General features: G+C 65.0%; 11 protein-coding genes. 8 read left to right on the top strand and 3 right to left on the bottom strand.

The genetic code is table 11. The annotated features are described in order from the left end of the window. Nucleotides 1-24: 24 nt before the first annotated feature. The 3 genes from GGR45_RS06665 to GGR45_RS06655 are packed head-to-tail and all read right to left on the bottom strand — an operon-like array spanning nt 25 to nt 2,827. Nucleotides 25-249, bottom strand: a complete 225-nt coding sequence (locus tag GGR45_RS06665; protein WP_217498017.1) for a hypothetical protein — start codon at nt 247-249, stop codon at nt 25-27. Between the two features lie 55 nt (nt 250-304). Next, nucleotides 305-787: a transcription elongation factor GreB gene (gene greB, locus GGR45_RS06660; protein ID WP_175312116.1), complete on the bottom strand. Its 483-nt coding sequence runs from the start codon at nt 785-787 to the stop codon at nt 305-307. Nucleotides 788-817: 30 nt separating this feature from the next. Continuing rightward, nucleotides 818-2,827 carry a lytic transglycosylase domain-containing protein gene (locus tag GGR45_RS06655; protein ID WP_175312117.1) on the bottom strand — a complete coding sequence of 670 codons (2,010 nt, stop codon included), beginning with the start codon at nt 2,825-2,827 and terminating at the stop codon, nt 818-820. Nucleotides 2,828-2,907: 80 nt separating this feature from the next. On the opposite strand from GGR45_RS06655, the gene dapA reads away from it, so the two are divergent. From dapA to GGR45_RS06615, 8 genes are all read left to right on the top strand, one after another. Beyond that, nucleotides 2,908-3,807, top strand: coding sequence for a 4-hydroxy-tetrahydrodipicolinate synthase (gene dapA, locus GGR45_RS06650; RefSeq protein WP_175312118.1), 900 nt, complete (start codon nt 2,908-2,910; stop codon nt 3,805-3,807). A 72-nt stretch (nt 3,808-3,879) separates the two neighbouring features. Next, nucleotides 3,880-4,206, top strand: coding sequence for a hypothetical protein (locus GGR45_RS06645; RefSeq protein WP_175312119.1), 327 nt, complete (start codon nt 3,880-3,882; stop codon nt 4,204-4,206). A gap of 79 nt (nt 4,207-4,285) precedes the next feature. After that, nucleotides 4,286-4,765, top strand: coding sequence for an SsrA-binding protein SmpB (smpB, locus tag GGR45_RS06640; protein WP_175312120.1), 480 nt, complete (start codon nt 4,286-4,288; stop codon nt 4,763-4,765). Next, nucleotides 4,765-5,340: a DUF2062 domain-containing protein gene (locus GGR45_RS06635; protein WP_285138789.1), complete on the top strand. Its 576-nt coding sequence runs from the start codon at nt 4,765-4,767 to the stop codon at nt 5,338-5,340. Before smpB ends, GGR45_RS06635 begins: the two co-directional genes overlap by 1 nt. Nucleotides 5,341-5,432: 92 nt before the next feature. Then, complete coding sequence (locus GGR45_RS06630; RefSeq protein ID WP_175312121.1) at nt 5,433-7,490, top strand: M13 family metallopeptidase; 2,058 nt, start codon at nt 5,433-5,435, stop codon at nt 7,488-7,490. 63 nt (nt 7,491-7,553) lie between these two features. Next, nucleotides 7,554-9,581, top strand: a complete 2,028-nt coding sequence (locus GGR45_RS06625) for a M13 family metallopeptidase (RefSeq protein WP_175312122.1) — start codon at nt 7,554-7,556, stop codon at nt 9,579-9,581. 78 nt (nt 9,582-9,659) lie between these two features. Beyond that, nucleotides 9,660-12,080, top strand: a complete 2,421-nt coding sequence (locus GGR45_RS06620; protein ID WP_175312123.1) for a hybrid sensor histidine kinase/response regulator — start codon at nt 9,660-9,662, stop codon at nt 12,078-12,080. A 39-nt stretch (nt 12,081-12,119) separates the two neighbouring features. Continuing rightward, on the top strand, nt 12,120-12,470 hold the full coding sequence (locus tag GGR45_RS06615) for a response regulator (RefSeq protein ID WP_175312333.1): 351 nt from the start codon (nt 12,120-12,122) through the stop codon (nt 12,468-12,470). Nucleotides 12,471-12,485 lie beyond the last annotated feature (15 nt).

Below are 12,485 nucleotides of genomic sequence, written 5' to 3'. Positions count from 1 at the left end.
TCGGGCCATCGGTTGAAAGGCGGCTCAGCGACGTCCGCCGTTGCGGACCTGTCCGTTCGCCATCTCGATGCCCTTGGTCACGCGCTCATGGTTTTCGGGATCATCGACGGCGCGGCTCAACTCATCGCGGGTGGCGACATCAGCGGCGATGCCGCCTGTGCTGCCTACGGCCGAGGGGGCCGGCTCCGATGCCTCGATAATGGCGCTATCATCATGCTCGCGGGCGCTGGTGGTGCGGGGATGTTCCATGATCGCTCTCCTGTATCACTGTCCCCTACAGCGCAGGAGAATGGCCATGCGTTCCTCATTCGATCGGGTAAGTGATGGCAATCACCTCATATTCCTTTTCGCCTGCCGGAAGGGTGACGCGCCGCAGGTCGCCGACCGAGGCCCCACGCAGCGCCCGCACCAGCGGTGCGTTCCAGCCGACCCGGCCTTTGCCCGCATCGGCCTCGTCATCGCCAACCAAAGTCAGGACCCGTTCGTTATCGTCGTCATCGACGATGGTGACGGTAGCACCGAACCACACTTTGCTCCGGTCTTCCTGCCGGGCGGGATCGATGACCTTGGCAGCCTTCATCCGCTTCGACAGCCAGCCCAGTCGCCGATCGATCTCACGCAGCCGCTTGCGACCATAGATATAGTCGCCATTCTCCGAGCGATCGCCATTGCCGGCGGCCCAGGCGATCGTGTCGACCAACTTGGGCCGCTCGACGGCAAACAGCGCCTCATATTCCTGGCGTAGCGCGGCATAGCCTGCCGGGGTGATATAGTTGGGACGATCCATCGCCCCCCTCTATTCCCTATGCCGCCGCGATCAACCCGGCCGCGACGACTTGCCCAGATACCAGCTGAGCGGCGTCGGTCCCCGGCTCGTCGCGCGGGCGGGATTCATCAGGTCATAGACGACCGCATTCTCTAGCACCCGTTGCACATAGTTGCGCGTCTCGGAATAGGGGATCGCCTCGATCCAGTCGACGATATCGACCGATCCGGTGCGCGGGTCGCCATTGGCGCGCAGCCATTTGTTCACATTGCCGCCACCTGCATTATAGGCGGCGATCGCAAGCGGATAGCTCCCATAATTGTTGCGGATCCTCTCGAAATAGCTGGCGCCCAGCTGGATCGACAGGTTCGGATCGGTGGTCAGCGCGGCGGGCGAGTAGGACAGTCCGATCTTGCCCGATTGCTCGGCGGCGGTGGCGGGCATCAGCTGCATCAGCCCGCGCGCGCCCGCATGGCTGACGGCGGCGCGGTCGAATTGGCTTTCCTGGCGCGCGATGGCGTGGATGATCGTCCAGCTCTGCTCATAGCCGCTGGGGACGGGCACGGTCGGGAAACCGGCCGCCGAATATTCCGTCAGGCCGTTTTGCATCGCGCTGCGCCCGACCATGACCGCCAGATCGGGACGGTTGATGCTGCGCGAAAGGTCGGCGGCAAGCAAATGGTCGTTCTCGTCTTCCGCGTCCGCTGCGATCTGACGGACAAAGGCGGTCTGGTCCTGCCATTGGCCGATCTGGCCCAGGAACCGGGCGGCGCGCACCGTCTCACGTGCGTCGAAGGCGGCGCGGACGGCAGGCGCTACGTTGGTGGCGGCAATGGCGGGCGGGGCGACAAGCGGACGGCCGGTCCGCTCCAGCGCCAACTGGCCATAGAATTGGTCGCGATATTGCGCGGCCCGGTTGTAGAAAGCCGCCGCCTCGCTCGACCGCCCCGCCGCCTCCGCCGCGCGGCCCGCCCAGTAAAAGCCCTTGGCCCGAGTCTGCGGCGACTGGCTGCCTCGGCCATAGCGGTCGAACAGCGTCATCGCGTCGGCCGGGCGGGCGAGCTTCATCGCGGTCTGCCCGGCCAGCCAGACCAGGCTCGTATAATCGTCGCGCTCGCCATAAGGTTTGGTCGAAACATCGGTGCCGACGGGATAGGCGTCGTCGACCTGTCGGGCGATGTCATAGGCGGTCTGCAGCTGATTGTCGGCCGCGGCTGCACGCGCATTGACCAGCAGCGCCTCATAGAATTTCTCGACATTGCCCGGCCGCGTGGCCAGCTGGCGCGAGCGGGCGAGCCAGGAGCGCGCGGTCAGGCTGTCGCCGGTATCGCGCAACCACATGGCCCGATCGGCGACATAGCCCGCGTCATTGGCATAAAGCTCGGCGGTCGAGGCCGACAGGCTGGGCGCATCCGCCGACCGGGTGCGAAAGGCGAGTCGGGCCGCGAAGATCGGACGCCGCGCCGTACTGGTATAGTTGAGCTGGCGCGCTGCAGCACTCGTCTGGCCGGACCAGAGCAGCGCATCCATCCGAGCATCCTGATCCTCGGGCGTCAGTGCGGAAGCGAAGGTCGACATGACCAGCGCCTCGTCGGTCGGGGACAATGCGCCGCGCCGCCACGCCGTGCGCGCGGCCTGCGCCGCTTCCGCAGGAGCGCCGGTGGCGAGCAGCGCGCGGGCATAGGCGACCCCGCCTGCCGCAGACTGGGGCGGGAAGCGGCGAAAATAGGCGACGATGCTCGACGGCGCGGCGGTGAAGTTCGCGGCCTGTTTCTCGGCCGCCCGGCGATTGCCGGCTTCGCCCGGCCAGCCGGGATGCGCCATCAGGAACCCGGCATAGCTGTCAAAGGGCAGCGAATCGGTCTGTTGCAGCGCGCGCCACTGGGCCAGCGCCGCCGCGATCGCGCCGTCGGCGGGCGCGGGCATAGCCTGCGTCGCCTGGTTGGGGCTCATATTCGCCATTTGCGTGCGATACCGATCGAGCTGGTCTTGCCCGCCCGGTGCCACGATCGATCCCGCCAGCGTTGCGAGGATCGCCCCCGCCTTCGTCAATGCCATCATGGTGGACAGGATAGGGACTCTACCCGTACATGTCCTGAACAAATTGTCCCATTCGGCGCAGCAGGAGCGCATTTCCTCTCATGTTTTCAGGGTCTATTCCGGCGCTTGTGACGCCGTTCGACGATCGGGGCGATCATGTCGGCGGAGCGTTCGACGAGGCGAAATTCCGGGATTTCGTCGAGTGGCAGATCGTCGAGGGCTCCACCGCGCTCGTCGCCTGCGGTACAACGGGCGAGGCGGCCACCATGCCCAAGGACGAGCATTTCCATGTCGTGCGCGTCTGCGTCGACCAGGCCCGGGGTCGGGTACCGGTGATCGCGGGCGCGGGTTCGAACGACACGATCGTCGCGATCGAAAATCTGAAAGCCGCGCAGGAAGCAGGCGCGGACGCCGCCTTGATGGTGCCGCCTTACTATAACCGGCCGAGCCAGGACGGAATCGCGCTCCACTTCGCCAAATTGGCGGAGAACGCACCGCTGCCGATCATTCTCTACAATGTGCCCGGCCGAACCGTCACCGACATCCAGCCCGCGACGCTGATCCGGATCGTCCAAGCCGCGCCGGACGTGTTCGTCGGTGTCAAGGATGCCAGCGGCGCGCTGGCCCGCATCTCGCATCATCGCGGAGCGCTCGGCGCAGATTTCTGCCAGCTTTCGGGGAATGACGACCTGGCGCTCGCCTTCAACGCGATGGGCGGGGTGGGGTGCATCTCGGTCACGGCCAATGTCGCGCCACGCCTGTGTGCCGAATTCCAGGCGGCGTGTGCGGCCGGGGACATGGCCCGCGCGCTGGAACTGCACGACCGGCTGTTCCCGCTGCACGAGGCGATGTTTACCGACGCGTCCCCGGGACCCGTCAAATATGCGCTGAGCCGCATCATGCCGCATTTCCCCATGGGGGTCCGCCTGCCGATGACCTGGCCGTCCCAGGCCTCGCGCGCGCAGGTCGATGCGGCGCTGGCGCATGCCGGATTGATCTGACCCGGCCTTGCTTCGGCCGCAATCCCGGACGACCATCGGTTGGGACGATGGGCGGCACAGGGAGAGCGGCCGATGTGGGCCTTGGTGATGATCGCCTTGCAGACCGGCGCGGTGGCCGGACCCGTCCTGCCCGTGCCCCGGAAGGCGCCGACCGCGCGCCGTTGCCCACCCGACGATGGCGGTGGCGACGTGGTGGTATGCGGTCGTTCCTCCGACGCGGATCGGATCGGCACCATCCCCGATTATTCTGCGCCCATGACCCTGCCCAGGGCACGCGCCGAAATTCCCGGCGTCGGTGCGGTGTCGGCGGAGGTCGAGCAGGCGGATGTGGGCGGTACGCCCAGCAAGCGTGCGATGATCCGGCTGACCATCCCGTTGGGTGGCCGCCGCAAGCCTTGAATGTTTCGTCCCAGAAACGGGATGGTGCCATCATCAGCGGCTTTTCATGGCGCGTCCGAGCGCCTACATCGGCCCGTCCATGCGCCCGAAACCCCAAACCTTCGACAAGAAGAAGATCGTTGCCGAGAACCGGCGCGCCCGCTTCGATTATGCCATCGAGACAACCTATGAGGCCGGTATCGCCCTGACCGGGACCGAGGTGAAGTCGCTCCGCTTCGGCGAGGGGTCGATCGCGGAATCCTATGCCGAGGTGCGCGGCGAAGAGGTGTGGCTGGTCAATTCCAACGTACCGGAATTCAGCCATGGGAACCGATTTAATCACGAGGCCAAGCGCCCGCGTAAATTGCTCCTTCATGAGCGCGAAATAAACAAGCTCCACGGTGCGGTGGCGCGCGAGGGCATGACCCTGGTGCCACTGATGATCTATTTCAACTCGCGCGGTCGCGCGAAGGTGGAGCTGGCATTGGCGAAGGGCAAAAAGGCGCACGACAAGCGCGATGCGATCAAGGAACGCGATTGGAAGCGTGAGCAGGGTCGTATCCTGCGCGATCGCGGCTGATGGCGTCCGCCGCGCCCTCCATGTGGGGCCGTACGCTGGGATGGGTTCGGCGCAACATGCCCACCCGCGATTCGATGGAGAACAACCGGCTGCTCCGGCCGGTCGCCCACCGGGTACTCGCGCCCGAATTGTGGCGCTTCACCCGGCGGTCGGTGCCGCGCGGTGTTGCCCTGGGCGTCGTGGCGGGGTTCCTGTTTCCGGTCGCGCAGATCGCGATCGCGGCGGTTTTCGCGCTGCCGTTTCGCGCCAACGTGCCGGTCGCGGCGCTGACGACGTTCATCACCAATCCGCTGACGACCCCGATCATCTGGGTGATCGCCTATCGCATCGGCACCTTCCTGTTGCGCAGCGAGACGCCGATCAACACCCAGCCTGTGGCAGAGGCAGCGACCGGATGGCTGCAATGGGCTTTGAGCGCCTTTCACTGGCTGTGGGAGCAGGGGCCGGTGTTCGGCCTGGGGCTCTGCGTGCTAACGGCCGGATGTGCGGTGATCGGGTATGCGGCTTCGGCACTGGGCTGGCGGGTGTGGATCGCGCGCAAGTGGCGTAACCGCCAGAATAGCATGGTGATCTAACCCACCTTCGGTTGGACGCGCGTTTCTATCGGTTTGACTGGGCGTATCGTCTCGCTACAACAGTCGCATCAATGTCCTTTTCGGGAATTCAGATGCGCTCTCTGCTGATCGCCGCCCTTCTCACGACCGCCATTTCCCCCGTCGCCGCCCAGACCAGGAACCCCGTCGACAAGGCGGCGGTCGGGCCGGTCAAGCCCAATGCCAAGAACGGTCCCGAGATCGGCGATTTCGGTTTCGACATGGCTGGCCGCGATACGGCGGTGAAGCCGGGCGACGACTTCTTCGACTATTCGAACGGCACCTGGTACAAGAACACGACGATTCCCGCCGATCGTTCGTCCTACGGCATGTTCCATGTCCTGCAGGATCGCTCGCTGGAGCAGACCCGCACCATCCTTGACGAAGCCACCAAGCAGCCTGGGAACAAGGCCGGCGACTTCTATGCCAGCTTCATGGACGAGGCTGCCGTCAACGCGAAGGGGGCGACCCCGGTCAAACCGTGGCTGAACGCCATCAAGGCGACCAAGAACCGCGACGCGCTGGCCATCGAGATGGCCAAGCTCCAGCGTCAGGGCGTCGGTGCGCCCTTCGGCGTCTATATCGGTCAGGACGACAAGGCGCCCGACACCTACATCCCGAACTTCGGCCAGAGCGGACTGGGCCTGCCCGACCGTGACTATTATCTGAAGGATGACGCCAAGCTGGCGGCGATCCGCACCGCCTATCAGGCCTATCTCGCCAAGATGCTGACGCTGGCGGGCGAGCCCAATGCGGAAGCCCGGGCAGCGGCCGTCTTTAATTTTGAAAAGGCGTTGGCGGGTGTGCATTGGACCCGCATCGAGAGCCGCGACGCGGACAAGACCTATAACAAGTGGATGGCGGGCGATTTCGCCGCCAAGGCACCGGGATTCCCCTGGGCGCAATATATGCAGACGCTGGGCGTCGCGGGGCGCCCGGCCTATCTGGTCGCGCAGCCCAGCGCGATCACCGGCGAAGCCAAGCTCTATAGCGAAGCGCCGCTGAACGTCCTTCAGGACTATGCGATGCTGAAGGTCCTGCGCAGCTATGCGGGCTATCTGTCGAGTGATTTCGACAAGACCAACTTCGCCTTTTACGGCACGACCCTGTCCGGCACGCCCGAGCAGCAGGCGCGATGGAAGCGCGGTGTGGGGCTTGTCTCGAACGGCCTGGGCGAGGAAGTCGGCAAGCAATATGTCGCCAAATACTTCCCGCCGGAGTCGAAGGCCGCGGCCGATGCGCTGGTCAAGAACCTGATCTCGGCGATGGGCGATCGCCTCCGCAATCTGGAATGGATGGCGCCCGAGACCAAGCAGAAGGCGCTGGCCAAGCTGGCCGCCTTCACGCCCAAGATCGGCTATCCCGACAAGTGGAAGGATTATTCCGCGCTGACCATCCAGCGGGGCGATCTCGTCGGCAATGTCGCGCGCGCCAATGCCTTCGAATTCCAGCGGGATCTGAACAAGCTGGGTCAGCCGATCGATCGCGGCGAGTGGTTCATGACGCCGATGACGATCAACGCCTATGCTAACCCGCCGATGAACGAGATCGTGTTCCCGGCAGCGATCCTCCAGCCGCCCTTCTTCGATCCGAAGGCCGATCCGGCGGTCAATTATGGCGGCATCGGCGCCGTAATCGGGCATGAGATCAGCCACCATTTTGACGATCAGGGCCGGAAATATGACGCCACCGGCAAGCTGACCGACTGGTGGACGCCGCAAGACGTGGCGCGGTTCAAGACCTTTACCGATGCGCTGGTGAAGCAATATGACGGCTATGAGCCGCTGCCGGGCCAGCATGTCCAGGGTGAGCTGACGCTGGGTGAGAATATCGCCGATCTGGCGGGCCTGACCGTCGCGCTCGACGCCTATCACAAGTCGCTCGGCGGCAAGCCCGCGCCGATCATCGACGGCACGACCGGCGACCAGCGTTTCTATTATGGCTGGGCGCAGGTGTGGCGGACCAAGTGGCGCGAACCGGCGCTGCGCCAGGCGCTGCTGTCCGATCCGCACTCGCCGGGGCATGAGCGTGTTCTGACCGTACGCAATCTCGATCCCTGGTATGCGGCATTCGGCGTTAAGCCGACCGAAAAGATGGCGCTGACACCCGAGCAGCGCGTCCGTATCTGGTAACTAATTGAATGACAGGCCCTTCGGTACCGACCGGAGGGCCTTTTTTCTGTTTCGGAGAGAATGATGAAGAGCTTGGCCATCGCCGCGCTGCTCGGCGCGACCGCGATCACGGGTGCTGTGGCGCTCAACGCACAGACGAGCCCCGCCACCGCCAAAGGGCCGACCTATGGGCGTTTCGGCTTCGACGAGAAGGGCATGGATAAGTCCGTTCGTCCCGGTAACGATTTCTATGCCTTCGCCAATGGCGAATGGGCAAAGACGACTGCGATCCCCGCCGACAAGGCCAGCTACGGCGCGTTCGACGTACTCGCCGACTTGTCGCGCGAGCGGACACACATGATTTTGGAGCAGGCCAAGGGGCAGCGGAACCAGATCGGGACCGCCTATGCTACCTATCTCGACACCGCCGTGATCGAGGCGAAGGGGCTTGCACCCATTCAGCCATGGCTCGACCAGATTAAGGGATTGCAGGACAAGTCGGGCTATGCCGCGTTGCTCGCCCAAGCGGATCGCAACGGCGTCGGCATTCCGTTCGGCTCGGGTGTCGGACAGGATGCGCGCCAGCCCGATCTCTATACGGTTGGTTTGCGCCAGTCGGGTCTGGGGATGCCGGACCGCGACTATTATCTGAGCGATGATCCCAAGCTCGCCGCCGCCCGCGCGGCCTATCAGGCGCATCTCGCCAAGATGCTGGCCATGGCAGGCGAAGTGGATGCCGAGGCGCGCGCCGCCGCGATCGTCGCCTTCGAGACGCAGATCGCCAAGGTCCACTGGACTCGGATCGACAGCCGCGACCGGACCAAGACCTATAACAAGATGAGCGTCGCCGATCTGGCGAAGACCGCGCCCGGCTTCGACTTCGCGACCTATCTGAAGGGCGTGGGCACGCCGGTCGAAACGCTGGTCGTTGCGCAGCCGACGGCCGTGACGGGGATCGCGGCGTTGATCCAGTCGACCCCGATCGCGGTGCTGAAGGACCAGTTGCTGGCGCGCTCGCTCGACGAGTTCGCCGACGTCCTGCCTGCGAAGTTCGATCAGGAGCAGTTCGCCTTTTACGGCACCGTCCTGTCGGGCACGCCGCAGCAGCAGGAACGCTGGAAACGCGCAGTCGACTTTACCAGCGGTGCGCTCGGCGATGAGGTAAGCAAGGTTTATGTCGCGCGCTATTTCCCGCCCGCGACCAAGCTGGCGGCCGATGCACTGGTCAAGAACGTCCTGGCTGCGATGGGCAAGCGGATCGACCAGCTCGACTGGATGGCGCCGGAGACCAAGGCGAAGGCTCATGTGAAGCTGGCCGCGTTCACGCCCAAGATCGGCTACCCCGACCGCTGGAAGGATTATTCGGGCCTGAAGATCGTCAGCGGCGATGCCTTCGGCAATGCGCTGCGTGCCGCGCAGTGGCGGCATGAGGACAATATCAGCCATCTCGGAAAGCCGATCCAGCGTTGGGAATGGGGCATGACGCCGATGACGGTGAATGCCTATGCCAATTTCGGCATGGTCGAGATCGTTTTCCCGGCGGCGATCCTCCAACCGCCTTTCTTCGATCCCAAGGCCGACCCGGCCGTCAATTATGGCGGCATCGGCGCGGTGATCGGGCATGAACTGAGCCATCATTTCGACGACCAGGGATCGAAGTTCGACGCCAAGGGTCAGCTGACCGACTGGTGGACGGCCAAGGATGTGGCGGCGTTCAAGGAGCGCACGGGCGCATTGGTCAAGCAATATGACGCTTACGAGCCGCTGCCCGGCCTGCATGTGAAGGGTGCGCTGACCCTGGGCGAGAATGTCGCTGACCTGGCGGGCCTGTCGGTCGCCTATGACGCCTATCACGCGTCGTTGAAGGGCAAGGCCGCGCCGGTGATCGACGGCTTCACCGGCGACCAGCGCTTTTATCTGGGTTGGGCGCAGGTGTGGCGGCGCAATTATCGCGAGGCGAACCTGCGCAACCGCCTGCTGACCGATCCGCATTCGCCGTCGCAGCAGCGCGCCTGGGTCGTGCGCAATCTCGACCCCTGGTATGCGGCGTACAGCCCCAAGCCGGACGAGAAGCTGTATCTGACGCCGGAGCAGCGTGTCCGGATCTGGTAACCGTCCTCGCGTCCCCGGCATGGCCCCATATAAGGATCACGCTTGACCCATGCCGGGTTGCCGGATGAAGAGTTCATCATGGCGATCGCGTCCTTCGAGAGATTTCATCCCACCCGCGTCGCGGCCGCCGTGGCGGTTGCCAGCGGGACGGGCGCGGCCACGCTGTTGTTTGTGGCGATCCGCAGCTGGGTTGTCGCGGCGGGGTTTCTGGCGGCAGCGTTGCTGGCCTTTGGCCTGATCCTTGTCTGGCGTGTGCTCACCCCCAGGGTCGAGCAGACGCGACGTAGCATAGACTGGGATTTCGCGCGGGTCGTGGCGGATGCCAGCCTGGATGCGCTCGCGGTGACCGACCGGGCAGGGCGCCTGGTCTGCGCCAATGACGCTTACGCGTCGCTGTTCCCGATGATGCCCACGCCGCCGGGTGTGCCACTCGACGCGGCCTCGGTCGATGCCTTGGCGCAGGCCGGGCGCACCGCCTGGCGAGATGGCCTTGGGCGCGCGGACCGCATCGCGGTGATGGGTACCGAATTGTCGGTGCTGGTCACGCGCGCCGGTGACGAGGCCGACCTGCTCGTCTGGCGTTTTGCCATTGCCGAGGAACAGGATCTGGCCGAGACGGTCGAGCGGCTGATTGGCGGCATTCACGGTGATCGGTTGGGCACGGCGGGCGTCATGGCCGCGCTGATCGCACCTGATGGCCGGGTGCGCGCCGCCAACCGGGTGCTTTGCGCCCGTGCGATGGGCGGCGAGATGATCTCGATCGTAGGCCGGGATTTCGCGACGTTCCTGGCGCATGATCCGGGCGGCCAGGTCCGCTTCGCTGCCGAGCTTGCCAAAGGCGACGGCAAGCCGCTGCGCATTCTGCAGATCCCCTTTGTGGAGGGGGAAGGCGCACCGATGCTGGTCGCGCTGCTTGACGAGGAGGAGCAACTGGTCGCGCCGGCCGGCGCCAGCGCGGGCAGCCATGTGCGTGGCCTCGTCTCGTTGATGCCCTTCGGCATCGCTTTGGTCGACCGGGACGGACGATTCATCCAGATGAACTCCGCCTTCATGCGCGCCGCTGGCGTCAATGGTACCGCTCAGCCGCTCTATCCGGGCGATCTGGTCGTACGGGAGGACAAGGCGGCGGTTGCCGACGCGATCCGACGCTTTGCGAGCGGCGCGACCCATTCGGCCGATATGGCGGTCCGGTTAAAGGATCACCCCGAGGAGCCGGTTGCGTTGACCATCGCGGGTGCGCGCGGGCTGGGCGAGGCGGCGGTGTTGCTGAGCCTGAAGGACAATTCCGAGGAAAGTCGCCTGAAGCGCGAAGTCGCCCAGGCCACGAAGATGCAGGCGGTCGGCCAACTTGCGGGCGGCGTTGCGCACGACTTCAATAATATCCTGACCGCTATCATCGGGCATTGCGACCTGATGCTGATGCGCCATTCGCCTGGCGACAGCGACTATGACGATATCCAGCAGATTCGCACCAATTCGAACCGTGCGGCCAGCCTGACCCGCCAGTTGCTCGCCTTCTCGCGGCAGCAGACGCTCCGCCCGCAAATCCTGCAACTGCCCGATGTCGTGTCGGAAGTGTCGAACCTTCTCAAGCGCCTGCTTGGCGAGCGGGTCCGCCTGGACGTCAGCCATGGCCGCAATCTGGGGCCGGTGCGCGCGGATCCGGGACAGCTGGAGCAGGTGGTCGTCAATCTCGCGGTCAATGCCCGCGACGCGATCCTGGAGAACGAACCGGCGGGCGGCGGCATCCTGACCATTCAGACCAGGGCGGTTTCGATGGCCGATGCCCGCGCCCTGAACAACGAAATCCTCCCCGCCGCCGACTATACCGCGCTCATCATCAGCGACAACGGCACCGGCATCCCGGCCGAAATCCTGCCCAAAATCTTCGAGCCCTTCTTTACCACCAAGGAGATGGGCAAGGGCACGGGCCTGGGTCTGTCGACCGTCTATGGGATCATCAAGCAGTCGGGCGGATATATCTTTGCGGACTCGCCGCCGGGTGGCGGCGCCAAATTCTCCATCTATCTGCCGGTCCATGCGGCCCCGGCCGTGTCGTCCGCCCCGGCGAGCCCTGCCAAGCCTGCGCCAAAGGCGGCGACCCCGTGGGGGTCCGGTACCATCCTGCTGGTTGAGGATGAGGACATGGTCCGCGCCGTCGCCGAACGGGCGCTATCGCGGCAGGGCTATACCGTGCTCGCCGCCGAGAATGGCGAGGCCGCGCTCGAAATGCTCGACAAGCATGGCAAGCCCGACCTCCTGATCTCCGACGTGGTCATGCCGACGATGGACGGGCCGACGATGGTCGGGTTGGTTCGCCAGCGTTATCCCGACCTGGCCGTATTGTTCATGTCGGGCTATGCCGAGGAGCAACTGCGCAAGTCGATCACCTTGCCCAATGTCGGCTTTCTGCCCAAGCCCTTCTCCGTCCAGCAACTGGCCGAGGCGACCCAGACAGCGCTTGCCCAGATGAGCGCGCAGGGTGCGAAGCGCAACTAGCGGCTGGCGCAGGGCGCAAAGCGTGTTATGGCGATGACGATGACAGAGCCCGTGCAGATCCTCATCGTCGAGGACGAACCCCTGATCGCCATGATGCTTGAGGATTTCCTGGATGTCCTGGACAAACAGGTCGCGGGAACCGTCGACAGCGTCGAGGACGCATTGGCGCGGGTGGCTGAGGGCGGTATTGATGCCGCTATCCTCGACGTCAACCTGCGGGGCGGCCAGAAGAGCACCCCCGTCGCCGAAGCGTTGGCCGAGCGCGGCGTGCCCTTCGTCTTCGCCACTGGCGGCGCGGACGACGCGTTGGACGAGCGGTTCCGCGATCGTCCCCGACTGCAAAAGCCGTTCACGATGGATGGCGTAGCGAAGGCGCTGGGTTCCCTCTGATCCCTTGACGGTCGC

It is taken from the genome of Sphingomonas zeae (assembly GCF_014197135.1).
Classification (GTDB): Bacteria; Pseudomonadota; Alphaproteobacteria; order Sphingomonadales; family Sphingomonadaceae; genus Sphingomonas; species Sphingomonas zeae.
The sequence above is the reverse complement of the archived record's forward strand: the minus strand, read 5'-3'. Positions and strand labels throughout refer to the sequence as shown.